General features: G+C 49.2%; 21 protein-coding genes and 1 tRNA gene. 13 read left to right on the top strand and 9 right to left on the bottom strand.

From position 1 onward, the window contains the following. The first annotated feature begins 11 nt into the window (after positions 1-11). The 4 genes from gabD to symE all read left to right on the top strand — a co-directional run bounded on the left by gabD (position 12) and on the right by symE (position 4137). Positions 12-1460: an NADP-dependent succinate-semialdehyde dehydrogenase gene (gabD, locus tag DVA43_RS15165; RefSeq protein WP_114316022.1), complete on the top strand. Its 1449-nt coding sequence runs from the start codon at positions 12-14 to the stop codon at positions 1458-1460. A 17-nt stretch (positions 1461-1477) separates the two neighbouring features. Next, positions 1478-2761 (top strand): 4-aminobutyrate--2-oxoglutarate transaminase, encoded by a 1284-nt coding sequence (gabT, locus tag DVA43_RS15170; protein ID WP_114316023.1) that lies wholly within the window; start codon positions 1478-1480, stop codon positions 2759-2761. Positions 2762-2806: 45 nt separating this feature from the next. Beyond that, on the top strand, positions 2807-3490 hold the full coding sequence (csiR, locus tag DVA43_RS15175) for a DNA-binding transcriptional regulator CsiR (RefSeq protein WP_114316024.1): 684 nt from the start codon (positions 2807-2809) through the stop codon (positions 3488-3490). A 311-nt stretch (positions 3491-3801) separates the two neighbouring features. Then, positions 3802-4137 (top strand): endoribonuclease SymE, encoded by a 336-nt coding sequence (symE, locus tag DVA43_RS15180; RefSeq protein WP_114316025.1) that lies wholly within the window; start codon positions 3802-3804, stop codon positions 4135-4137. A gap of 86 nt (positions 4138-4223) precedes the next feature. Here symE and DVA43_RS24730 read toward each other — a convergent pair whose 3' ends face one another. Continuing rightward, on the bottom strand, positions 4224-5894 hold the full coding sequence (locus DVA43_RS24730) for a hypothetical protein (RefSeq protein WP_168194663.1): 1671 nt from the start codon (positions 5892-5894) through the stop codon (positions 4224-4226). 525 nt (positions 5895-6419) lie between these two features. Next, positions 6420-7448, bottom strand: coding sequence for a hypothetical protein (locus DVA43_RS15200; RefSeq protein WP_114316028.1), 1029 nt, complete (start codon positions 7446-7448; stop codon positions 6420-6422). Between the two features lie 229 nt (positions 7449-7677). Between DVA43_RS15200 and DVA43_RS15205 the strand changes: the two genes are divergently transcribed. The 6 genes from DVA43_RS15205 (at position 7678) to DVA43_RS15230 (ending at position 14615) form a co-directional block, all read left to right on the top strand. Further along, the gene (locus DVA43_RS15205) at positions 7678-8691 is read left to right on the top strand and encodes an HNH endonuclease domain-containing protein (RefSeq protein WP_114316029.1); all 1014 of its coding nucleotides are present in this window, start codon (positions 7678-7680) and stop codon (positions 8689-8691) included. After that, a complete protein-coding gene (locus DVA43_RS15210) occupies positions 8691-9266 on the top strand; it encodes a bifunctional 2-polyprenyl-6-hydroxyphenol methylase/3-demethylubiquinol 3-O-methyltransferase UbiG (protein ID WP_114316030.1) in 576 nt (191 codons plus the stop codon). The genes DVA43_RS15205 and DVA43_RS15210 overlap by 1 nt, the downstream gene beginning before the upstream one ends. Positions 9267-10011: 745 nt before the next feature. Further along, positions 10012-11010 carry a ComEC/Rec2 family competence protein gene (locus tag DVA43_RS15215; RefSeq protein WP_147271037.1) on the top strand — a complete coding sequence of 333 codons (999 nt, stop codon included), beginning with the start codon at positions 10012-10014 and terminating at the stop codon, positions 11008-11010. Beyond that, positions 11007-12146, top strand: coding sequence for a serine protease (locus DVA43_RS15220; RefSeq protein ID WP_114316032.1), 1140 nt, complete (start codon positions 11007-11009; stop codon positions 12144-12146). The genes DVA43_RS15215 and DVA43_RS15220 overlap by 4 nt, the downstream gene beginning before the upstream one ends. Further along, positions 12143-12574: a hypothetical protein gene (locus DVA43_RS15225; protein WP_114316033.1), complete on the top strand. Its 432-nt coding sequence runs from the start codon at positions 12143-12145 to the stop codon at positions 12572-12574. The genes DVA43_RS15220 and DVA43_RS15225 overlap by 4 nt, the downstream gene beginning before the upstream one ends. 4 nt (positions 12575-12578) lie before the next feature. Further along, complete coding sequence (locus tag DVA43_RS15230) at positions 12579-14615, top strand: AAA family ATPase (RefSeq protein ID WP_114316034.1); 2037 nt, start codon at positions 12579-12581, stop codon at positions 14613-14615. A gap of 754 nt (positions 14616-15369) precedes the next feature. Here DVA43_RS15230 and DVA43_RS15235 read toward each other — a convergent pair. The 4 genes from DVA43_RS15235 to rraB all read right to left on the bottom strand — a co-directional run bounded on the left by DVA43_RS15235 (position 15370) and on the right by rraB (position 17673). Continuing rightward, positions 15370-15454 (bottom strand) — tRNA-Leu (locus tag DVA43_RS15235). A gap of 104 nt (positions 15455-15558) precedes the next feature. Continuing rightward, complete coding sequence (locus DVA43_RS15240; RefSeq protein ID WP_114316035.1) at positions 15559-16290, bottom strand: topoisomerase II; 732 nt, start codon at positions 16288-16290, stop codon at positions 15559-15561. A 34-nt stretch (positions 16291-16324) separates the two neighbouring features. After that, positions 16325-17083, bottom strand: coding sequence for a tRNA isopentenyl-2-thiomethyl-A-37 hydroxylase MiaE (gene miaE / locus DVA43_RS15245; protein WP_114316036.1), 759 nt, complete (start codon positions 17081-17083; stop codon positions 16325-16327). A 167-nt stretch (positions 17084-17250) separates the two neighbouring features. Next, on the bottom strand, positions 17251-17673 hold the full coding sequence (gene rraB, locus DVA43_RS15250; RefSeq protein ID WP_103178050.1) for a ribonuclease E inhibitor RraB: 423 nt from the start codon (positions 17671-17673) through the stop codon (positions 17251-17253). Here rraB and DVA43_RS25360 point away from each other — a divergent pair. Beyond that, complete coding sequence (locus DVA43_RS25360) at positions 17563-17868, top strand: hypothetical protein (protein WP_371413825.1); 306 nt, start codon at positions 17563-17565, stop codon at positions 17866-17868. The two genes, rraB and DVA43_RS25360, sit on opposite strands and share 111 nt — an antisense overlap. Further along, complete coding sequence (argF, locus tag DVA43_RS15255; RefSeq protein WP_114316037.1) at positions 17838-18842, top strand: ornithine carbamoyltransferase; 1005 nt, start codon at positions 17838-17840, stop codon at positions 18840-18842. Before DVA43_RS25360 ends, argF begins: the two co-directional genes overlap by 31 nt. 64 nt (positions 18843-18906) lie before the next feature. On the opposite strand, the gene DVA43_RS15260 is transcribed toward argF, so the two are convergent. Then, positions 18907-19266, bottom strand: a complete 360-nt coding sequence (locus DVA43_RS15260) for a hypothetical protein (RefSeq protein WP_114316038.1) — start codon at positions 19264-19266, stop codon at positions 18907-18909. 254 nt (positions 19267-19520) lie between these two features. Between DVA43_RS15260 and DVA43_RS15265 the strand changes: the two genes are divergently transcribed. Then, positions 19521-20279: an IclR family transcriptional regulator gene (locus DVA43_RS15265; RefSeq protein ID WP_114316039.1), complete on the top strand. Its 759-nt coding sequence runs from the start codon at positions 19521-19523 to the stop codon at positions 20277-20279. A gap of 4 nt (positions 20280-20283) precedes the next feature. Here DVA43_RS15265 and DVA43_RS15270 read toward each other — a convergent pair whose 3' ends face one another. Together DVA43_RS15270 and DVA43_RS15275 are read right to left on the bottom strand one after the other, a co-directional pair. Then, positions 20284-21897: a glycoside hydrolase family 43 protein gene (locus tag DVA43_RS15270; RefSeq protein WP_114316040.1), complete on the bottom strand. Its 1614-nt coding sequence runs from the start codon at positions 21895-21897 to the stop codon at positions 20284-20286. A 12-nt stretch (positions 21898-21909) separates the two neighbouring features. After that, complete coding sequence (locus tag DVA43_RS15275; RefSeq protein ID WP_114316041.1) at positions 21910-23292, bottom strand: MFS transporter; 1383 nt, start codon at positions 23290-23292, stop codon at positions 21910-21912. Positions 23293-23492: the final 200 nt, after the last annotated feature.

Below are 23492 nucleotides of genomic sequence, written 5' to 3' on the forward strand. Positions count from 1 at the left end.
AGGAAGCCATCATGCAACTCAACGATCCCAGCTTATTCCGTCAGCAGGCATATATAGAAGGAGAGTGGTGCGACGCCCACAGCGCTGAGACCCTCGCCGTAACCAACCCGGCGAACGGCCAGACCCTGGGCAGCGTGCCAAAAATGGGTGCCAGTGAGACCCGCGAGGCGATTGAGGCGGCGAACCGCGCCCTGCCCGCCTGGCGCGCGCTCACCGCCAAAGCGCGCGCCAACATTCTGCGCCGCTGGTTCGATTTGATGATGGCGAACCAGGACGATCTGGCCCAGCTGATGACCCTCGAACAGGGCAAACCGCTGGCCGAAGCCAAAGGCGAGATCAGCTATGCCGCCTCCTTTATAGAGTGGTTCGCCGAAGAGGGGAAACGCGTTTACGGTGACACCATTCCGGGCCATCAGGCGGACAAGCGGTTGATTGTGATTAAGCAGCCGATTGGCGTCACCGCTGCCATCACCCCGTGGAACTTCCCCGCGGCGATGATCACCCGCAAGGCGGGCCCGGCCCTGGCGGCAGGCTGCACCATGGTCCTCAAACCCGCCAGCCAGACCCCCTACTCCGCCCTGGCGCTGGCCGAACTGGCGAGCCGCGCGGGCATTCCGGCGGGCGTGTTTAACGTGGTCACCGGTTCCGCATCCGATATCGGCAACGAGCTGACCGGCAACCCGCTGGTGCGCAAGCTCTCCTTTACCGGCTCGACCGAGATTGGCCGCCAGTTGATGGCCCAGTGCGCGAAGGACATCAAAAAGGTCTCGCTGGAGCTGGGCGGCAACGCGCCCTTTATTGTCTTTGACGATGCCGACCTCGATAAGGCCGTGGAAGGGGCGCTGGCCTCCAAGTTCCGCAACGCCGGGCAGACCTGCGTCTGCGCCAACCGCCTTTACGTGCAGGAGGGCGTGTACGACCGCTTTGCTGAAAAACTCCAGCAGGCGGTGGAAAAAATGCAGATTGGCGACGGCCTGACCCAGGGCGTCACCATCGGGCCGCTGATTGACGGCAAGGCGGTGGAGAAAGTCGAAGAACACATTGCCGACGCGGTGGAGAAAGGCGCGCGCGTGGTTACCGGCGGATCGCTACATAAATTAGGCGGCAACTTCTTCCAGCCGACTATTCTGGTAGATGTACCCGGTGATGCGAAAGTGGCGAAAGAGGAGACCTTCGGCCCGCTGGCCCCGCTGTTCCGCTTTAAGGATGAGGCGGACGTTATTCATATGGCTAACGACACCGAGTTCGGCCTCGCCGCCTACTTCTACGCCCGCGATTTGAGCCGCGTTTTCCGCGTGGGCGAGGCGCTGGAGTACGGCATCGTCGGGATTAACACCGGCATTATCTCTAACGAAGTGGCCCCGTTCGGCGGCATCAAAGCCTCCGGCCTGGGTCGGGAAGGTTCTAAATACGGCATCGAAGATTACTTAGAAATCAAATATATGTGCATCGGCCTTTAATCTTTCAGGAGATTTCAATGAGCAGCAATAAAGCGTTAATGCAGCGTCGTAGCAATGCCATCCCCCGCGGCGTGGGCCAGATCCACCCGATCTTTGCCGCCCGCGCCGAGAACTGCCGGGTGTGGGACGTCGAAGGCCGTGAGTATCTTGATTTCGCCGGGGGGATTGCGGTGCTGAACACCGGGCATCTGCATCCGGAGGTGGTGAGCGCCGTAGAAGCGCAGCTGAAAAAGCTGTCGCACACCTGCTTCCAGGTGCTGGCCTATGAACCCTATCTGGAGCTTTGCGAAACCCTGAACCAGAAAGTGCCGGGGGATTTCCCGAAAAAGACCCTGCTGGTGACCACCGGCTCCGAAGCGGTGGAGAACGCGGTGAAAATCGCCCGCGCCGCCACGAAGCGCAACGGCACCATCGCCTTTACCGGGGCCTATCATGGCCGTACCCACTACACCCTGTCGCTCACCGGGAAAGTGAACCCTTACTCGGCGGGCATGGGGCTGATGCCGGGCCACGTCTATCGCGCCCTCTATCCCTGCGCCCTGCACGGCATCAGCGATGACGACGCCATCGCCAGCATCCATCGCATCTTCAAGAACGATGCCGCACCGGAAGATATCGCCGCCATCGTGATCGAGCCCGTCCAGGGTGAAGGCGGCTTCTACGCCACCTCCCCTGCCTTTATGCAGCGCCTGCGTACCTTGTGCGACGAGCACGGCATCATGCTGATTGCCGATGAAGTGCAGAGCGGCGCGGGCCGCACCGGCACCTTCTTCGCCATGGAGCAGATGGGCGTGGCGGCAGATATCACCACCTTCGCCAAATCCATTGCCGGCGGCTTCCCGCTGGCGGGCGTCACCGGCCGCGCCGACGTGATGGATGCCATCGCCCCGGGCGGGCTGGGCGGCACCTACGCCGGAAGCCCCATCGCCTGCGCCGCCGCGCTGGCGGTGATTAAGGTCTTCGAGCAGGAAGATCTGCTGGGCAAAGCCAACAAACTGGGCAATACCCTGCGTGAAGGGTTGCTGGCTATCGCTGAAAAACACCGGGAGATCGGAGACGTTCGCGGCCTGGGGGCGATGATCGCTATCGAGCTGTTTGAAGAGGGCGACCACCATAAACCGGACGCTGCCCTGACGGCGCAGATTGTGACCCGGGCGCGGGACAAGGGGTTGATCCTGCTCTCCTGCGGCCCGTACCATAACGTGCTGCGCATCCTGGTGCCGCTGACCGTGGAAGAGGCGCAGCTTCAGCAGGGGCTGGCGATTATCGCCGAGTGTTTTGACGAGGCGAAGCAGGGTTAATTTTTATGCCCGGTGCGAGCCGGGCCGTATTCAAGGAGCAGGACCATGACCATCATTTCCCAGGCGACGGCCATCGACGGCTACCGCTGGCTGAAGAACGACATTATCCGCGGCGTCTATCAGCCGGATGAGAAGCTGCGCATGAGCCTGCTGACGTCACGGTATGAGCTGGGCGTCGGCCCGCTGCGCGAAGCGCTGTCGCAGCTGGTTGCCGAAGGGCTGGTGACGGTCATTAACCAGAAAGGCTATCGGGTGGCGCCGATGTCCGAACAGGAGCTGCTCGATATCTTTGATGCCCGCGCCAATATGGAGGCGATGCTGGTCCGCCTTGCCATCGAACGCGGCGGCGAAGAGTGGGAAGCGGAGCTGCTCGCCCGGGCACACCTGCTGAACAAGCTGGAATCCCGCGACGCCAGCGAGACGATGCTGGACGAGTGGGACCAGCGCCATCAGGCGTTTCATACTGCGATTGTGGCGGGGTGTGGTTCGCGCTATTTGATGCAGATGCGGGAGCGGCTTTTTGATTTGGCGGCGCGGTACCGGTATGTGTGGTTGAGGAAGACTGTTTTGTCGGTGGCGATGTTAGAAGAGAAGCATGTGGAGCATCAGAAACTGATGGACGCGGTGCTGGCGCGCGATGCCGATAAGGCAGGGGAACTGATGTATCAGCATTTGTTGACGCCGATTCCGATTATTCGGGGGGCGATGGGGGTGGGTCTGGCGACCTGAAAATTAAATGCACCTTAAAACAGGCACTATCCATTTAGTGCCTGTTTTAAGGTGCAATGTCCGCATATTTACTGCGAAATCTTTAATATCCCCGATTGCAGTTAAGCCATATAAATTAATTAAAAGCATCATTTTGCATTCGTGATTATTAATATTTTAAAAGCACTCTAAACGCGCTTATAACGTTTTATATTAATCTGGACTTATTTTTATTTACTGGTTAGATTTACAGGGTTATTTAACGCAATACGGGCATGCGCCAACATGCCCGTATCGCTCATCACAATCACTATTTAGCGAGAATAGTAACCATGACTGATATCGATTGTATTGCAGAATCACTGCAACCAGAAGTCTTTGCCGCTGACGACCGGGTATTTACCGTAAGTTATGCGACGCGGTATGGAGATTACACCCGCATCCCTGCATTCATCATGAAAGGCCTGTGGCTCAATGAAGCCGGGTTCAGCACCGGAACGAAGGTGGATGTGAAGGTGATGAAGGGCTGTATGATCCTGACCTCCCGGGAGTCCGAACCGGAGATGGAGACGCTGATGCGTGAGGTGAGTCAGCTGTCGGACCAGAAGCAAAAGCAGGTGATGGACTTTGTTGGGGTGATCTCCGGGAAGCTTCGAAAGGCTCAATAAGCGATTGAATGATTAAGGCGCCGATGGGCGCCTTTTTTATTGATTGCGAAAGGCTCCCTGAAAACATACCGGGAGCCCTGGTCGTATTATCTTAAGAACTGAGCAACCCAGCGAAGTAATTCAATTAAGGAATAGTGCCCGAAGAGTTCTCCCTCATTTGTCACCCAGATCGGGAAAAACAGCAGCAGGCAAACAGTAAGCAGGCTGGTGAGAAGAAGGCTCACAAACCAACCGCTACGTAAAATCTTCTGATTAACCGCCCATTTAGCCAGATGCTGACCCATTCGCCAGCGGACCCAGCCCCTGCGCCATAAATACCCCAGGAAAGAGATAACAACGGCAGCGATGGCAATAAACAAGCCACAGTACCGCACCAGTATCTCCAGGGAGGCGAGTAAATTATGCTGATTATCCCAGCGCAGGAACGGCGTAAGATAGACCCGTCCTGTCGCAATGTCGTTGAACCAGGTATCGATATAAGCGGTATAAAGCGGCATAAACAGATAGATAATGACAGCGCTGAAGATTGCCCACTTCACCACCGACCAGTTTTGCACAGCCTGCGTAATGGCTTTCAGGCTGGTCAGGGCTTCATCAATATAGGTCGTAGTAACCCCACGATTCATCGCTTCGCGGAGCATATCCCCGGATTTACCCTTGCGGTTCGCATCCAGCATCTCCTGATGGGCTTCTGATTCCATAAAGGTGGCCACCGTTTTACGGCTACACGTAGCAACAAGCGGATTCAGCAATTTCCCTCTGGTGGTTCGATAGACAAGCTCGTTAAGATCGTTTTTTAACATCAACTCAACGACATGTCCCGCATCCAGTATCTGCGGACGACGACCATAAACGATCCAGTTAACAGGCTGCGCAGCAAGCTGGGCCTGGTGCAGCTGACTCGTAAACCGGGCAAAGGGTACGCTGGCGTTGTAGATAAAATTAACGTTACGCAAACCCTCATCAATACTGGAATCTGCCAGCTCAACGGCGCCATAATCCGCCAGTTCCGGGATGCCCGCTTTGTAGAGACCATCTTTGATGAACCTCGGCACATCCTCACGATGGTAGATCAGTTGGTATTGGGGCACGGCAACGCTGGAAAGCCGGGTAATGCGGGTTGTTTCGCCTGTTCCCTCACAGGGTGAACAGCGCTGGTTGCCCGAGCCGCTACAGTGGTTGCAGTTCACCTTACCGCCTGTGCAGGTGTAACACATCCGGTAGTGGCTCTCCGTGCGATACTGATTGGTGTAGTGATCGAAATGGCTACGCTGTTCCAGTACCTGCCCGCTTCCACCACAGGTGGTGCAGCTCACGCGTCCAGTGCCATAGCACCAGGAGCAATTGACCTGTCCGCGACCATGACAGTTAGTGCAGTTCTCAGTTAAACAGAGGCGCGTTGGGTGGGAATAGATCTCTTGCTCTTTTTCAAGTGCCCCGTACGGCTGGGAAAGCACCAGCGCCTGAGCTTCACGCAGTGTTTCTGCACGGGACAAGACCGCGCTGGTTTCAGCCTGAAGCGCCTCGGCGTACTGGAAATTACTGGTAAAAACGCGGGTGCCGCTCCCGGCGCTGACTCTTCCTACCTGCGTGTGATCTGTCTTCTCAATGCGAAAATGGAGACTTAAGTTAATCTGGTAGTCGAAATCAATTTTTTCGACCAGTTCCAGGTCAAGATTATCTGGCTGTAGCCTCGTAGAACGCTCCACGAAGTTTTGAATGGTGGTAGAGCACGTATCCAGCCACGCGTCTTTCATCTTTATTACCTGAATTGAGAGTTGTTATCGGCAGAATGATATGGCTTCGCCCGGGTTAGGCAACTACTAATAAACGGAGTTGGGGGCATTAAGCATGACGCATCTTGCATATATAAAACAAAGTGAGTGGAAATCGGACTGAATTAACGCCTCGCGTACAGCCAATATTTAATTCATTTTTATTAAATGTCATCCCACGCCTGAAAGTCCTAAAAAACGCATAACCTCAATTTATTAAAGGTTGCTGATGGACTGAAGCCGGAGCCAGCGCTCTTAGCCTCAGAGCAGCCGCCTGCAAAGGGGATGTGATTTCGTAAACGACACTGAACCCTAGGTTAATCCGCTGGTGAAAGCCTGTATTCTTCACTTCATGATCGCCAACGAACACCCTTTCAGGTTCACCATGATTCTCCCCGTCTGGTATGCGACAAGATGGGAAATCTTTGTCTCCGATTTGAAGATGGCTTTTTCTTCTGGAATTTAACTTTGAGGCTCAATGCCCAGGATTGCACCTTCCCTGCGATTCTAAACCTCCACCCGCTCAAGGATCCTTCCCAGATATTCCCCAAGCTGATGTTTATGCAAATAAGCCTCAACTTCCCGCGCCCAGTTTTCTCCGTCGCCAAGCAGGGCGCGACTATGGGTAGCAGCATAGAGATAGCGGGTATCATAGAGATTAATCAGCGTCTGATTTATACCCTCAACGCTGCATGCGGGGTTTTTACGTTGCTGTAGCTCCAGCGCACGGACAATACGTTCCTGATGCTGCGGATCGGAGGGAAACTCTCTCTCATGCAGTTCACTGAGCACCAAAAACTGCGGTGGGATCCCTTCTGCAATGGCCGCCTGCAGACGATAATGACCATCAAGGATTACAAAAGACGCCAGCCCGGCAATGTGCCGGACCAACACTGGCGGTAATGCGCCTTCACGGCATTTTTTACGCCACCATTTCAGCCGCCCCGCATCGGTGTTTATCGGGTAACGTCCCAACAGCAAATTGCCGCCCCACCACCAGTCTACGTGCCTGACTTTTTGCGGATCCGCTAAATCAGGGAAGTCCTCGCCATAGAGCACCCAGTTGCAGCCCATGTTTCCGGCGCTGGCAGGGGAATCAAAACGCCAGTCTGCGATGGGTACAGAGGGTTGCACGGAGCGACTTACCGGTGCCATAGGCCTTAACAGCCACCGGCCGGCAGTCAGCAATGGCGCTGGCGAATCCATCAACCGCCGGGCAAAGTAGCGACACCATTCGCCTGTCCATGCCTGCGCGCCCTGCGCTTTAACCGACTCCACATCTGCCGAGGTCACTGACGGTAATAGCGCCTGCTGACCGGGATGGTCGGCGTTAAAGACCAGCCAGACGCCGGAAAGATCTTTCAACACTGTGGCCCAGAACAGCGTCTCGCCCTGAAACTGCAATGCCATGCGCCCATGGTGGCCGCTGAGCATCTCCATGGCATGACCGGGATGCTGCTCAGCCCGAACCGTCAGCTCCAGCCCCTGCCAGCGATTGTTCCGATCCAATAAATCTTTCCACCAGTATTGCGTCATTTTTTCTTGCCTGAGAGCGGCTTGCAGAGCATTAAAATATAGGTGATGGGAATGGCAGAGTAAATTTGGTCACCTGATTAAAGGCGCTGGAGTCCGCCCTTCAACTGCAAAACGTCACAAATTCACCAAATACATAGATTCACCGTTTACATCACCATTCATTTGTTATGTGATCCCGTTACAGGTTTCAGTAGTTAGCTACCTCACCCACCGTAACAGGATTTCATTGATGGATTTTTACCAGGCTGACCCTACGCTGGAGAACTACTGGCGCGGGGTGATTCTTTTTGGAAAGAACGTCGCATCGTACAAGTTCGCGCTTGCCCATGCCCTGTATGAGATTGATAAAACAGGCAGCGACATCATCACCCTTGACGAACTCGCCGTGCCGTTCAGCCGCCATCTTTGCGAACACCTGAAACACGCGCCGAAGCAGATCACTTCGAGCCGCAGCCAGTTTCTGGATACCTGCGCGCAGTTTAATAACAACGAGGTTTCTCATAACCAGTTGATTGAAACCACGGTACGCCGTGGCTTTGCCAACGTGATTGACGCCTTCCACAATGTGAATGGCGCCGCGATCGAGAAACGTTTTTTCATTGATGAGCGTAAGACTCATAACGGCATCCGCCTGACGGATAATTTCTTTCATCTGGGCGAACGCCAGCAGTACCAGAACCTGGCTTTTGAAACCACTGCGCGCTGGAATCTGGTCGAACAGGCCTGGGCGATGGGGGTTTCCCGCAACCTTGTTGGCGTTGAGTTCGACCAAGATAATCAGTTGCTGTTCAGTCATGTGAACGCGCGTCGGGTGAATATCACCAGTTGTCGCGACAGTTTAAACGGCTACCAGAAAGGACGCTGCTTCTACTGCTTCAAACCCATCAGCCTGACGCCTGGCGATCCTGACCTTGCGGATGTTGACCACTTTATTCCATGGGCGGCACGCGATGAAGTCGCCAATATCAATGGCGTGTGGAATCTGGTGCTGGCCTGCAAATGCTGCAATCGCGGCGTTGAGGGCAAATCTGCTCGCCTGCCGGGAAGCAGACTTCTGGAACGGTTGAATGCCCGCAACGAGTATTTTATTCAGAGCAAACTTCCGCTGCATGAAACCATTGTCCAGCAGACCGGAAAGCAACCCGCCACGCGGAAAAACTTTCTTGAAAATAACTGGAACGCTGCCAAAGTGAGGCTATTTCATACCTGGGAACCGAAAGCCGAAGGCGAGGCCACATTCTAATGACGCTTAAATACTATCAGGACAATGCACAGACCTTCTTCGACGGAACGGTGAAAGTCGATATGTCCTCACTCTACGAGACCTTTACTAAACATCTTGCGCCTGGGGCTCGGGTGCTGGATGCGGGATGTGGTTCAGGGCGGGATGCGAAGGCGTTTCAGGAGATGGGATATCAGGTGGAAGCGTTTGATGCGTCTTCTGCGATGGTTGAGCTGGCGCGGGAGTATACCGGATTGCCGGTTCAGCTGATGACCTTTGCGGATGTTGAATGGAAGGAAAAGTTTGACGGGATTTGGTGCTGTGCTTCGCTGTTGCATGTTCCGGCTGTGGAGTTGTCGGATGTCATGCGCAGGTTGGCGGATGCGCTGAAACCGGACGGGGTTTGGTATGTGTCGTTTAAGTATGGAGATGGGGAGCGGGAAGTGGATGGGAGGAGGTTTACGGATATGGATGAGGGGAGACTTCGAACGTTAACAAGGGAGATAAAAGAGCTCGATATTTTTGAGCTATGGATGACAAAGGATAAGCGTCCACAAAGGAATGAGGTGTGGGTGAATAGCTTATTAAAAAAGTGATAAATAGCCACTATCCGATAGGCATTGGCAGAAATGATAGTGCAGTACAGGAGTTAGGAGATAAGGTATTCAAGAATAATGGCAATTGAAGTAACAATTAAGCTACTGTAATCAAATACTGTTAGCTGCGAGTACGTGAAAGTATACACACAAGGTTGGGTAACTTGATTAGTCGCACTCTATGCCGTTATAATTATAACCCTAATTATAAACCGAAATCGTTAAAATTAATTTCAATCAACTTGGGATTGCATGGCCGATATTGTTTATTAATTTTAAATAAGATATATTATTTTCATTCGTGAAACATACAAATCATAAATTTATTAAACCTATAACTTATATTAACTTACGTTCACTTTTTAAGCAGCAATGGTACAAAAATAAACGAACTACTGTAAATATCATTTGAAATTTCTAATATTATAGGGATGGAATATAAATCAATTCCAAAGGTCATTATAAAAAATGATATAGCTTAAGAAAGTCCACAATTTACTAAAAATAATTTTTATATGCCATGCAAAAATAAAAAATAAAACTTTAGGTTATTATATAAGCAATGACATAGTAAAAAGTATTATCATACATTTAAATAAATGAATAAATAAAAGCAATATATTATTCACACCTATAACTGAAAATAAAACCAGTGTATATGCATACAGTTCGAAAATCATACAAAAAATGTTATCATTAAAATACTTTCAAAAAACATTCCTAAATTATTAAGGCAATGGAACATATGCGTATAGGAATCCTAAAAGCAGGAAAAGGTGATTCTATTCTTTTGTCGTGGGAAGGAAATCATATGTTAATTGATAGCGGCATCCCATCAACCTTAAGAAAGAGCCGCAATTCTTGCCTCCCTCCCATTAAAGATATCGAATTTTATTTGCTTACCCATATAGACTATGATCATATTGGTGGTTTTTTAAATATTCTCTCTAAAGCGCAAAGAAAAGATCTCCATCCAGACTTGGTTCTTTATGGGAACACATTAGAACTCATTCGCTATAAAGATAATGATGAAGTTGGTTTCCATCATGGCTCGTCACTATCCAAACTAATATCTTCACTTAATATAAAAAACAAAGCATTATGTGAAGGAGATACCTTATTTATAAGAAACGTAAAAATCACTGTTTTATCACCAACCCTAGAACACATCAAGGCTTTAAGAGATAAATGGATCGCTGTTGAGAAAGAGTTACATAAGAAAGAGTATAGTGATGATTATGTATCAATAGTAAGAAAAAAAACAAAAATTGATATAAATGTATTACCACTCGATTCAGTAAAAGATCCAATTAACGATATATTAAACTCGTCGTCTATCGCATGTCTTATTGAATATAAAAGAAAAAAAATGTTGATGTTAGGAGATGCTCATCCAGAAGTAGTGTCGCAAAAATTAAAAGAAGTTCTTAAAAATAGAAAAATAGAAAAACTCAACATTGATTTAGTAAAAATATCCCATCATGGTAGTAAGCATAATACAACATGGGAATTATTAAGCTTAATCAATTGCAATAGGTTTATTATTTCAACTGATGGAAGTCGCCCTTATAATCACCCTAATATTGAGACAATAATAAAAATAATTATCAATGCTATTAAAGCAGGATTCCACAAACTTTATCTTTATTTTAATTATCAAGAAGCTGCGGAATTTGAAATAACAAATGAAGCAGATCTTAATATTGAAATTTGCAAGATTGTCACAAGCGAGGTTATTTTATGAGTTGTTATCAGATTAATAATCTATATAGAGTCGCAGCATATATTTATATATCTAATGATTTTATTGGGTGTGCTGTCATATTTAAAAAAAATAATAAGATTATGCTAGCGACTGCATTTCATGTTGTTTCTCCATTTATTCAAAATCTTGATGAAAATAAACACCTAATACAAATAACTGATGAAAAAAATCGCTCATATAAAATCAATGAAGTTTCCGGTGATATTGTTGAAAGCAAGAGGCGCGATATTGCACTTCTAGTTTTAGAGGGGGATATTAATGATCTTGAGGAGATCGTTTTTTTAAATCCGCTATCTACTCCAAATTTAGAATTAATATCTAGGTGCAGAAGCGCCAATAACATTACTCCTGCTGCAATATATTCAAAAGAACAAATAGAAAAATGTGATGATTTTTATTATTATATAAATATTGATAAAAGCATTATGGAAGACTCTTCTGGTCGTTGGGGGGCCAGTGCTTTACAAGGAATATCTGGAGCTGGCGTTTTCATTAAAATCCATCAGCAATTAGTCTTAGTAGGTATTATATCCTCTATTCCTGATGATGCCTTGTTTGGGAAAATAAGATGTAGTAATGCCTCTTGTTTTATTGAAATTGATAATTCATTAAAGATGCATAGCGATAAAGACTATAATTTCGGAAATGACATATTAAAAAAATCATTGCAAATTTTAAAAGATGAAAATATCGATTCGGTAATTCATGACTGGGAAAGTACAGAAGATAATAAAAAGTATAATGATAATATCAATAGGAAAATTAACATATTACATATCTCAAGTAAAGTGGAGCAAGAAAAGAAAAAAATTATCCTTAATTTACTGTGTGGAAATAATTTCGCAAGAGAGCGAATGATTAACTATCCAAATATTGAAACTAGCTACTCCACTGCACACCAAGTATTTTGTGGTGAGGATATGACTATTTATGTAAATAATCGCCCTGAGGCAAATAAAGGATATCAAGATATCAAGCTTAATTATTTAAATATTTTATCCGAAAGCCTATCACCTCATGGATTACGAAAGGATGAAATACTCTTATTACGTAACAAAGATATTGCTTTTTGGCTTGCTAACTGTGATTTAGATTTTTTGGAAAATGGATCATGATAGAAATCAAATTAAACAAAAGAAGAATTTTGGCTAGCAGCTCTAATACAAATGAGATATATTGTTCAATTGTGTTATTTACGATTTATTATGCATTAAAAGGAAAATGCAAATCTGTTGATTTAGAATACATAACTTTTACTTTTGACAATATTATAAACAATACTTTCAACTTAGATTATAATTACGTGCAGGTCTGGAATGTCAATACATTAATTAAACCAATAATATTGCTTTTACACTCTTATGAATTACTGACAGTAGATTATAAAAACGGGAAAATGATAATAAAAATCACTGAAACCGGAAATGCATATGTTGAAGAAATGATTAATGAAGGATTATTTAAAGAGATTAATATATCAGCTAAAGATATAACTAAGAGAATGACAATTAAAAAATTACAAAACAACAAATTGCTTTGGTGAAATCATGAGAATAAATAGCATAAATCTTCATGCAAGAGTAGTTGGCTCTGTAGAAGAATATGGTTTTTCATATAAATTTGATTCTGGATTAAATATAATCACTGGACATAACTCGAGTGGTAAGTCCACCATCATTTCTTGCATTTATTATTGTTTAGGTATGGAACAACTATTGGGAGGCAATCGAAACCTAATACTTGATAAGAGTATAGCCAGAGAGTTCGATCATAAAGGAAAAACATATATAATTACTGAATCCAGAGCGGAATTAGAAATTAGTCACAATAATAGAACGGCAATCTTAAAGAGATATATAAAAAATGATACTAATGATAATAAAAATAAAATAATAATAAATGAAAATGGGAATGTTAGTTCTTATTTAGTTCACACTACTGGAGACCATGACAGAGCATCGGGTTTTTATAACTGGCTAACTCTATTTTTAGGCATAAAACTACCAAAAACATATAGTGAAAATACTGACCAAGTTAAGCATTTATACCTTCAGAACATATTCCCTTGTGCTTTAATTGAGCAAACAAAAGGTTGGTCTGATTTCTTTGCTCAGATGCCTAACTTTGGAATAAAAGATGCTAAACAAAAATTGATAGAATTCTTGTTGAATTTAGAAAGTTTAGAGAATGAATTTAAAAAGGATATTCTTATTCAGGAAGAAAAGAACATCAAATCAACTTGGCGTAAAAAATATGAAAGAATTGATGGCCTAGCCTCTGAACATGGCTTCATTTTAAAAGGTATAAATAGTGATCTTGCCAGTAATGATTTAAGTAATATTTCTATGTCATCATTGAGCAAGATTTCGGATGATAAAAAACAATGGGTTAATATAGAAAAAGAACTAACAGAATTAGACAGTAAACTAACATCTACTATAAAAAACATCAAAGAAAAAAATTCTCTGTTAACACCAAGGTTGATAAAAAACTCCCAAGAAAGATTACAATCAGAAATAGCATTAATAAACCGACAGCTTAGAACATTAAATATAGAAAGGAATTCTGAAAAACAAAAAATAGAGGAATATAAAGAATCGATCAATAAGTTGAATATTGAAATTGAGAGATTAGATAGTGCTTTAAAATTAGATAGTTTTCTACCTGAAGATAAAACACCGTCTTTATGTCCACTCTGCGATCACGAACTTAATATTGAATCAAGACTTAACATTACAAATTCAAAAATGAATTTTCGGGACTCTATAGCTTTTTTAAAAAGCCAAAGGAATCTCTATTTATCTTATATCAGTAAACATAACGAACTAGATTTGAAATTCGATAACATTAGTAGTTATTTGGTCAATGAAATTTCCTTAAAGAAAAACGAGATTAAAAACCTGAGGAAAGACATCTCTTCTTTTGAAGATTCCACCTTACGCACGGATATATTAACCGAGCTAACCACCTCCCAAAAAATAGATCAATATAAAAAGTTGCTTTTGTCATTTAAAGCAATAAAAACAGATCTTAAAGATCTTGTGGTAGAGTTTACTAAGCTTAAAGATGAAAAAACTTCACTTAGAACATCAGATGAAAGAGATAATGTCAAGATAGCTTTCTTTTTAAAAAAATTCAAAGCATTATTAGGGCAGGAATATTTTAACTATACCAGCAACCATATTAATCATATTGCAATTCAAAATAAACCACCATCAAGACTGCTTCCTGTAGTTATTACTGGCCGTGATACTCAAACAATAAGACTTAGTTCTTCCGCTAGTGATTTCATTCGTGTTCAATGGGCATTCTATCTTACACTTTTAGATACTTCTATAAATCATCCTGGTTTTTTAATACTCGATGAACCCGGTCAACACGCAATGAATGTCGAAAGCATGGTTGCTTTGCTTACATACTCTGCATCTTCTAAAAAACAAATAATAATGTGTATATCCAAAGACACAAAAGATAAGTCAAATACTGCAAACTTAAATAAAATACTTGCAAAGCTAGAAGGACAACAAAAGTACAAGATCATCGACATTGATCCGCTTGAACAAAAATGCGTGGGTTCACGGTAACGCTTACAAGCTTTTTATATAATAATACCTAAAGTCATTACTATTAATAGTAATGACTTATATATCTTCCAAAAATATTATCCGAATAGATTACTAAGTGTTTTTAAAAAATAACGCATGATATCTATTGTTTGTTACAAAAAATAAGGAGGGCCAACAAATCGACGAGTGGTTTCTGCAAATTTTATTGGCGTTATAGCCGCGAATGTTCAGAGCTAAAATGCTTATCACACTATTCCTCCGACAACCTCTTATTTTCGGCATACCATTTTCTTGCAACCTACTCCAATTTAATAGTCTGTTTCATCTGCCCTTCTTTTAGAGTACTTTATGTTTTCTAGAGGAACTATTTCAGCATCATCAAATTCTCAGGCCTCTTTCCTCTTCTGGTTAGTATCTTCTTAGGATAAACACCATACACTCTAAAGATTCTACTTACTGCCAAAGCGAAGCCGCCTGTAAATTGAACGTTAGGGTGAATGAGCGAAACATGCTATACCCATCGACAAGCGTATATTCCTATTTCTAAGGTTTTGCATAACGCATTTTGATATCTGGCAGAGCCATAAAAGTACTTCTTCCATTTGCAACCGTGATTATAGAACCGTTATCGAACTAGCATATATACTCGCGAACACTTGATATGGGTCGACTAAGATTGACTTATATTTAAAGGAAAATTACGAAGGCCTTTTATGGCAAAGATTCCAGACACAAAAAAAGCCGCCCTTAAGCGACTTAATTTTGCATCTTTTGGTGCCGAAGGCCGGACTCGAACCGGCACGTATTTCTACGGTTGATTTTGAATCAACTGCGTCTACCGATTTCGCCACTTCGGCACTGAAGGGGATGCGGAAACGTTGTGGATTATACCTGTCGCACGCCGCCATGCAAGCAGCGACGCGCTAAACCGCGTTAAGTGCCCAAAAAACCAGCGCCCAAGTCAATCCAGTTCCGTTACCGCCATCCGAATCACCCTCGCCGCCTTCTGCTCCGGCAGCTTCAGCACCTTGCCCCACATCGCCTGCACCATCTCGCAGGTGAGCTTCTCTTTACCCACCGCGTTCTCCGGCATCACCAGCAGCTGGATATCCTTGCCGTACTGAACCGTGAGTTCCTGCATAATCGGGCGCACATCCTCTACCGCGGCAGCATGTTCTTCCGGGGTCACGGTGTGACGATCGTTACTCCAGCCCGCGCGCATCATCTCAGCGTCGGCCTGCATGCGGCGCTGCATCATATCTTTATCCAGCACCCGCATCGGGTTGACGCCCCCCTTCACGCCCGGAAACAGAAAACGAAAACAGGCGTCGTCACTCACCTTCTGAATGGCGGCGGTCTGCTCCATGTTGATCTTCATATACGCCACCGCATTCGCGTCGGGGGCATATTGCAGGCGCGACATCTGCAGGCTAAGGATCTGCGGCTGGACCACGTCGATAATGTCCTGCTCAGAATCGCCCGCTTTTTGCATAGTGAGGATCTGCTCGCGAATACGTGTCACAAACCTGGGGTCCTGCTCTTTCAGCACCTGCCAGGAGGGCATGGCGTTGAGGGTAGTATCAAGCCGGTGATCGGGGGTGTTTTGCAGGCGTTGCTTGTCGTAATAAACCCAGAAGGCTACTGCTGCGGAGATAACTGCCACTGCGACTATAGGTGTCCACGCTCTTCTCATCGTTACGCATCCTTAATCCTTTAGCTATGCCGATTTACACCGGCACGCCGCTATGGAAGCGAAACTCGTTATCCGGTGTTGAGATAAGTGTGGCTTCAATTTCACCAAAAAGCTGTATCCGGGAAGAGATATCCTCGTCGCTGACCTGTTGGGCAAGGGTCAGATAGTCCTGATAATGCCGCGCCTCAGAGCGCAGCAGCGACAGGTAAAACTTCTGCAATTCCTCGTCGAGGAAGGGTGCCAGCGCGGCGAAGCGTTCGCAGGAGCGGGCTTCGATATAGGCGCCGCAGATGAGCTTGTCGATCAGCGTCAGCGGCTCGTGGGTGCGCACGGCTTTCAGCATCCCTTTGGCGTAGCGGCTGGCGGTAATTTTGACGTAGGGGATGTTGCGGGTCAGCATCGCCTCCCGCACCTGCCAGAAGTGGTGCAGCTCCTCTTTAATCAGCAGCACCATGCTGTCGATGAGCGCCTGGCCCCAGGGATCGTCGGTTTTGGGCATCACGCTTTTGCCAATCTGCTTGTGCAGGGCGACAAAGTCTGGTTCCGGGCCTTCGCGGAAGGTAAAGGCTTCGTAGGGCTTGAGCCACTCGAGCAGCGCGTCGGCCCCGCTCTCGTCGGCGACGTATTTACGCACTAATAACAGCGCGGTCTGAGCGGCTTTGAGCTCGCACACCATATGGTCGGTGAGCAGCAGCGGCAGGTTGGCCGGGTCGCGGGCTTGATCAATCCATGCTTGCGGGGTCGGGCACTGGAGGAAGTTTAAAACAGGGGCAAGTATCTGCGGGTAGTCCATTATCTTTCCTGAAGCGACAGCCGAAGCTGCCGCAAATACACGTCGCCCTTCACGCTGCCTCTTCGTTGGCTGCCTTCGTTCACCCCAGTCACTTACTTATGTAAGCTCCTGGGGATTTACTCAGTTGCCGCCTCGATGCAACGCGAATGACTCGTGTATTGAATCAATTAGTGACGCACGCCGTCGTCATCTTCGTCGATGAAATCTTCGTCGTCTTCGTCACCCTCTTCGCCGTTCGGATCTTCGAAGTAGGTGCCCCAGCCGTCGTATTCCACTTCAAACTTCTCGGCCAGGTTCATCAGCTGTTCAACCTGGGCGTCGATCAGCTCTGCCTTCAGCGCACCTTCGCTCAGGATATCGCAGCAGATGACGGTGTCGCCCTCTTCCACTTCCAGCTCTTCCGGCTCGGTCACTTCATAACCCAGACGGAACGCTTCCACCGCCAGTTTCTCCAGCGCTTCGAAATCATCCGCAGAGAAATGGTGCTCGATGGTGTAGAGCGCATCCGGATCGCTGCCGTCTTCCAGCAGTTCTTCAATAATCAGTCGCGTCTCTTCGCGCTGTTCTTCCAGCAGTTCTGGGTTTGCCATGGCTCGTTCCTCTTTAAAGTGCGGCAGATACTTCTATTTTCACACACGGATGTGTTTGCCTCCACCTTTGTAAGAAAGATTTGTGCAACGGGGTTGCATGTGCATATTGATACAGATAAAGTGAATTTTAATTCAATAAGTGGCCTTTGCCATGTGAGGATAAAATGTCTGAACTGTATAAAAAACATTTCCTGAAATTGCTCGATTTTACCCCTGCACAGCTCACCTCTCTGCTTGCCCTGTCAGCACAGTTAAAGTCCGATAAGAAAAAAGGGACTGAAGTACAGAAACTTACTGGCAAAAACATCGCGCTCATCTTCGAAAAAGACTCAACCCGTACCCGATGCTCTTTCGAAGTTGCCGCATTTGACCAGGGCGCACGCGTGACCTATCTCGGGCCGAGCGGCAGCCAGATTGGGCATAAAGAATCAATTAAAGATACCGCGCGGGTGCTGGGCCGGATGTACGACGGCATTCAGTATCGCGGCCACGGCCAGGAGGTTGTCGAAACCCTGGCGGAATTTGCCGGGGTGCCGGTGTGGAACGGGCTGACCAACGAGTTCCATCCCACCCAGCTGCTGGCGGACCTGCTCACCATGCAGGAGCATCTGCCGGGCAAGGCGTTCAACGAGATGGTGCTGGTCTATACCGGCGATGCGCGTAACAACATGGGTAACTCGATGCTGGAAGCAGCCGCGCTGACCGGGCTGGATCTGCGTCTGGTGGCACCCAAAGCCTGCTGGCCGGAAGAGCGCCTGGTGGCGGAGTGCAGCGCGCTGGCAGAAAAGAACGGCGGCAAAATCACCCTCACCGAAGATGTCGCGGCGGGCGTGAAGGGCGCGGACTTTATCTACACCGACGTCTGGGTGTCGATGGGCGAAGCCAAAGAGAAGTGGGCCGAGCGTATCGCCCTGCTGCGTGGCTATCAGGTGAATGCGCAGATGATGGCGCTGACGGGTAACCCGAATGTGAAGTTCCTGCACTGTCTGCCGGCGTTCCACGATGACCAGACCACGCTGGGTCAGCAGATGGCGAAAGAGTTCGATCTGCATGGCGGAATGGAAGTGACGGACGAGGTATTTGAATCGGCGGCAAGTATTGTATTTGACCAGGCAGAGAACCGGATGCACACCATTAAAGCGGTAATGGTCGCGACCCTGGGTGAATAACGGTTGCGTTTAAATAACGGGAGGGTTTTGGCCCTCCTGCTTTTCATATTATCCGTTCGGGATATTAATTTGCTGTTACCCGCACCTTACCGTAGGGGCACTTTTTAAAAATACATTTTACCGGAGCATCGCACTGTTTGCTCTCCGGATCGCGATGGCCGGGGCATCTGGACATGTTGTGCATCACGCGCCACAGGGTGTGGCTGTATTTATCGATTTGCAGGATATTGATATCGCGTAGCTCGTCGTTCACGAATAAACGGTTATAAATCACCTTTATTTCATCGCCCGGTTTAAAAAGCTGCTCGCTGTTATACCACAGAATATATTTATGATTATGCTGAGTAAGAACTTTTGAAAATAATGTTCCTGTGGCCGGACTGGCAATAGTACCTAAAGTGATCCATGTTTTAGAAGCGGTCATCAAAATACCTTTTAAACGAGCATGCAGAAAGCGAAAAGCCATACGGTAAATAAGTGTAAAAGAACAATCAAAATGTGGTAATAGGTACAGCCTATCCTTTCAATCAGGGGTAATAAGCCTCAAAGTTTACTTAAGTCAAATTACAGCAGCATGAATATGACCCGGCGTAAAGAACCTGCCTCCCGCATCGATTGATTTTTCAGCGTAAACAGGGTACGTTTTGGCCCTGATTCCAGCGCGGATGTCCCGATCTTATGCCTATTATTCAATCTGTTGAACGTGCCTTACAGATCCTCGATCTGTTTAACGAACAGGCGACGGAACTTAAAATCACCGACATCAGTAAACAGATGGGCCTGAGCAAAAGCACGCTCCACTCGCTCCTCAAAACCCTGCAACTGCACGGCTATATCGATCAGAACCCGGAGAACGGTAAATATCGCCCCGGCATGAAGCTGGTCGAGCGCGGTCACTTTGTGGTGAGCACTATGGATATCCGCCAGAAAGCGAAGCACTTCCTGACCGCGTTGTCGGAGCGAACGGGGCAGACCACCCATCTGGGCATTCTGGACGGGCGCGAAGGGGTCTATATCGAGAAGATCGAAGGCAAACTGGCGGCCATCGCCTACTCGCGCATTGGCCGTCGCCTGCCGGTGCATGCCACCGCCATCGGCAAAGTGCTGATCGCCTGGCTGAGCGAGGCCGAGTTGAATACCCTGCTGGAAGGCTATCACTACACCACCTTTACCCCGGCGACCCTGGCCTCCCGCGAGGCGCTGCTGGCCGCGCTGGCGCAGACCCGCGAGCAGGGCTATGCCCTCGACAGCGAAGAGAACGAGCAAGGTGTGCGCTGCGTATCGGTCCCGGTGCGTAACCACGAATCCCGGGTCATTGCCGCCCTGAGCCTCTCCACCTTAACCTCCCGGGTAGACGACGAGGAGCTGGCCCGCTTCCGCGAACAGTTGCAGGAGGCCGGGCGCCAGCTCTCACGCGCGCTGGGCTACCCGGCCTGAGCCGTTATACCGGCTCGTAAGTGAAGTAGTCGAAGTCGGCGTGACAGCCGTCACCGCTGATATCCTCGCAGTGCAGCCCGACAAACGCGCCGGTAAAGAAGCCCCGCCCGCCGATATAGTCATCCGATAGCTTCCACGCCTCGTACGTCACCGGCACGGTGTGCCACTGCTCCCCGTCAAAGGAGTAGCTGTAGCGGTAGACCAGGCGATCGACATCCACCCGCAGCCAGATGCTCTCTGCGCTCTCCGGCACCGGGATGGGCTGCTCGTGCAGCGGCCATGAGGGCACGTTGTGGTCGAGCTGGATCACCTTGAGGGTTCTGCCCTGCCCCTCCTCATAGTCCACAAAGCAGTAGCTCCAGTTTTTGCTGTTGTAGTAGCAGGCCAGCCCCGCACTCTGCTGGAAGTGACGCGGGGCAAACTCCATCCGCGTTTCCGCCCGGAAGGTGAAGTGCTGCCAGCGGCGCGCCACGGTGGACTGGGTGAAGGTCGAGTTCAGCGAGTCGTTGCCGTACAGGCGTAAAAAGCCTTTACGGGCCCGCAGGGAGCCGAGGGAGTCGTCGAACGGAATGCGCAGGGTTTGCAGCTCCGGGTCGAGGCGCTCGCCGTCGAAATCGTCTCGCCAGTTGGTCTGCGCCACGGCGGGGCTTTCGGTCATCTGCGGGCCAGGCACCGTCAGTTGGGCATGCTTACCGCCTTCCACGTACGGCCAGCCGTCGCGCCATTCAATGCGCGCGATCCCCGTCTCACGCCCCAGGGAGCAGTATCCGCGCCCGCCGGAGCCCAGCAGCGGAATACCCGGCAGCCGCTGCGGGCGGCTGGTGAGATAAGCCATGTACCACTCTCCGGTGTGGGTCTGAAGCAGCGAGCCGTGGCCGCTTTTTTGCAGCGGGTTCTCCGGCAGGTGCCAGCTGGTCATCATCGTCACTTCCGGGTGTAGCTCGTAGGGCCCGTCGATGGTTTTTGAGCGCAGCACCACCACCGCGTGCTCATAGCTGGTGCCGCCTTCGGCGACCACCAGATAGTACCAGCCATCCTTACGGTAGATATGCGCCCCTTCGGTGTAGCAGAGCGGCGTGCCGGTGAAGAGGGTTTTGCGCTCCGGCGACAGCGTGCAGGTCTGCGGATCGTACTCCTGCATCACGATGGTGTTATGCGGGTTGCTGTGGTGGCGCGGCCCCCACGGGCGGTAGATGTAGTATTTGCGGCCATCGTCATCGTGGAACAGGGAGGGATCAAACCCGCCGTTGCCCATCGGGATCGGCTCGCTCCACGGCCCCTCGATGGAGGGGGCGGTGACCAGGAAGTTGCGCCCGTTTTTCCACGGGGAGTCGACAATCTTCACATCGGTATAGAGCAGCCAGAACTGCCCGTCGGCGTAGCTCAGGCACGGCGCCCAGATGCCGCCGGAGTCCGGGTTGCCCTTCATGTCCAGCATCGACACGCGATCCAGCGGGGTGCTTACCAGCCGCCAGTTCTTCAGATCCCGGGAGTGGTAAATACGCACACCCGGGAACCACTCGAAGGTAGAGGTAGCGATGTAGTAATCCTCGCCCTGGCGACACATCGACGGGTCGGGGTTAAAGCCGGTCAGAATCGGGTTGGTAATGGTGTACATAGTGCCTCCTCCTTAATGAGATGCTGCCGTTGCCGCGGCGGGAATGGCTTCGCCCTGCGCCGCGCGATGCTTGAGTAACTGCTGGCTGATGGCCTCCACCCGCGCATCGGTGAGTTTGTAAAACGACAGCATGGTGAACATGCCCACGTAGAGCGCCACCGGCACCACGCAGAACAGAATTTTGATGGTGGTGAGCACCTCTACCGGCTGCACGCTGCTGCTGGCGGAGTAGTTCACGTACGCCAGGATCCAGCCCACCACCGCGCCGCCAATCGCCAGGCCGATCTTCAGGCTGAACAGGTAAGTGGAGAACACCAGCCCGTCCAGACGGCGGCCGCTGCGGCTCTCTTCGTAATCCACCACGTCGGAGGCCATCAGCCACTGCAGCGGCGTGGTGGTGTTAAAGACGAACAGGAACACGATGTTGAGGGCAAAGATCAAAGCGATATACTCGGCCGGGGTGAAGAAGATCAGCAGGCTGATCAGAGAGTAAGCGACGATGATCCACTTGAAGGCCTTAACCCGGTCGAAACGGCCCAGCAGACGGGAAGAACAGAGCGAGCCAAACATGGTGGCGATGCTGCCGTAGAGCAGGAACTGGGTCGCCAGCTCCGGATGATCCATCACATATTTCACAAAGTAGAGCGTCGCCCCGCCGCGCACCACGTTGGAACAGGTGGCCATCATTTTGAAAGCGCACATGATCCGCCACTGGCTGTTGCCCAGCAGCAGCTTCAGATCTTTCGCCACCGACGATCCCGGCTGCACCTCAAAGGTGTAGCGCTCTTTGGTGGTGAAGAAGCAGACGAACAGCAGCACCACGCCGCAAAGCCCCAGCACGCACATCGCGCCGAAGTAACCCAGTTGCTCGTTGCCTTTCCCGATGATCCCCACCAGCGGCAGGGCAATGCCGCTGATCGCCAGCGATCCCGCCGCGGCGAGGAAGAAACGCCAGGACTGCATGGCATGGCGCTCCTTCGGATCGGCGGTGATCACCCCCGGCATGGCGCAATAGGGCACGTTGACGAAGGTGTAGACCAGGGTCAACAGGATATAGGTGACGCAGGCGTAAATCACTTTGCCGTTGGCCGAGAAGTCCGGCGTGTAGAAGGTGAGCATGCAGACGAGGCCAAACGGGATTGCGCCCCACAGCAGGAACGGGCGGAACTGGCCGTAACGGGTGCGGGTACGGTCCACCAGCAGCCCCATCAGCGGGTCGGTTACCGCATCCAGCACGCGGGAGACTAAAAACAGCGTGCCCATAATCCCGGCGGATAAACCAAACACATCGGTGTAGAAATAGGCCAGCAGGAACATGGTCGCCTGCCAGACGAAGCCGCAGGCGGTGTCACCCAGCCCGTAGCCAATTTTATCTTTCATGGTTAATGGCATCATCAGAAATACACCCTTATTTAGTGTGCTGAATTCACAATAACGTGTTAATAGAGTGTAATAAGCTGATTAATTTATCAGCAATGGCCATATCTTATTTCTGAATTACGTTATTTTGCTTTTGTGACACTGCTCGATATATATCAAATTGCTGTTTTAAAAGCGTAAAAATAAATAAATGGCAGGCATGGAAAAGCCGCCCA

The sequence above is a fragment of the Leclercia sp. W6 genome (assembly GCF_003336345.1).
GTDB lineage: Bacteria > Pseudomonadota > Gammaproteobacteria > Enterobacterales > Enterobacteriaceae > Enterobacter.

Bases quoted from the DNA above. Each gene is read 5' to 3' on its own strand.
- gabD (WP_114316022.1), top strand. From the start codon at position 12: ATGCAACTCAACGATCCCAGCTTATTCCGTCAGCAGGCATATATAGAA.
- gabT (WP_114316023.1), top strand. From the start codon at position 1,478: ATGAGCAGCAATAAAGCGTTAATGCAGCGTCGTAGCAATGCCATCCCC.
- csiR (WP_114316024.1), top strand. From the start codon at position 2,807: ATGACCATCATTTCCCAGGCGACGGCCATCGACGGCTACCGCTGGCTG.
- symE (WP_114316025.1), top strand. From the start codon at position 3,802: ATGACTGATATCGATTGTATTGCAGAATCACTGCAACCAGAAGTCTTT.
- DVA43_RS24730 (WP_168194663.1), bottom strand. From the start codon at position 5,894: ATGAAAGACGCGTGGCTGGATACGTGCTCTACCACCATTCAAAACTTC.
- DVA43_RS15200 (WP_114316028.1), bottom strand. From the start codon at position 7,448: ATGACGCAATACTGGTGGAAAGATTTATTGGATCGGAACAATCGCTGG.
- DVA43_RS15205 (WP_114316029.1), top strand. From the start codon at position 7,678: ATGGATTTTTACCAGGCTGACCCTACGCTGGAGAACTACTGGCGCGGG.
- DVA43_RS15210 (WP_114316030.1), top strand. From the start codon at position 8,691: ATGACGCTTAAATACTATCAGGACAATGCACAGACCTTCTTCGACGGA.
- DVA43_RS15215 (WP_147271037.1), top strand. From the start codon at position 10,012: ATGCGTATAGGAATCCTAAAAGCAGGAAAAGGTGATTCTATTCTTTTG.
- DVA43_RS15220 (WP_114316032.1), top strand. From the start codon at position 11,007: ATGAGTTGTTATCAGATTAATAATCTATATAGAGTCGCAGCATATATT.
- DVA43_RS15225 (WP_114316033.1), top strand. From the start codon at position 12,143: ATGATAGAAATCAAATTAAACAAAAGAAGAATTTTGGCTAGCAGCTCT.
- DVA43_RS15230 (WP_114316034.1), top strand. From the start codon at position 12,579: ATGAGAATAAATAGCATAAATCTTCATGCAAGAGTAGTTGGCTCTGTA.
- DVA43_RS15240 (WP_114316035.1), bottom strand. From the start codon at position 16,290: ATGAGAAGAGCGTGGACACCTATAGTCGCAGTGGCAGTTATCTCCGCA.
- miaE (WP_114316036.1), bottom strand. From the start codon at position 17,083: ATGGACTACCCGCAGATACTTGCCCCTGTTTTAAACTTCCTCCAGTGC.
- DVA43_RS25360 (WP_371413825.1), top strand. From the start codon at position 17,563: ATGGTGCTCGATGGTGTAGAGCGCATCCGGATCGCTGCCGTCTTCCAG.
- rraB (WP_103178050.1), bottom strand. From the start codon at position 17,673: ATGGCAAACCCAGAACTGCTGGAAGAACAGCGCGAAGAGACGCGACTG.
- argF (WP_114316037.1), top strand. From the start codon at position 17,838: ATGTCTGAACTGTATAAAAAACATTTCCTGAAATTGCTCGATTTTACC.
- DVA43_RS15260 (WP_114316038.1), bottom strand. From the start codon at position 19,266: ATGACCGCTTCTAAAACATGGATCACTTTAGGTACTATTGCCAGTCCG.
- DVA43_RS15265 (WP_114316039.1), top strand. From the start codon at position 19,521: ATGCCTATTATTCAATCTGTTGAACGTGCCTTACAGATCCTCGATCTG.
- DVA43_RS15270 (WP_114316040.1), bottom strand. From the start codon at position 21,897: ATGTACACCATTACCAACCCGATTCTGACCGGCTTTAACCCCGACCCG.
- DVA43_RS15275 (WP_114316041.1), bottom strand. From the start codon at position 23,292: ATGATGCCATTAACCATGAAAGATAAAATTGGCTACGGGCTGGGTGAC.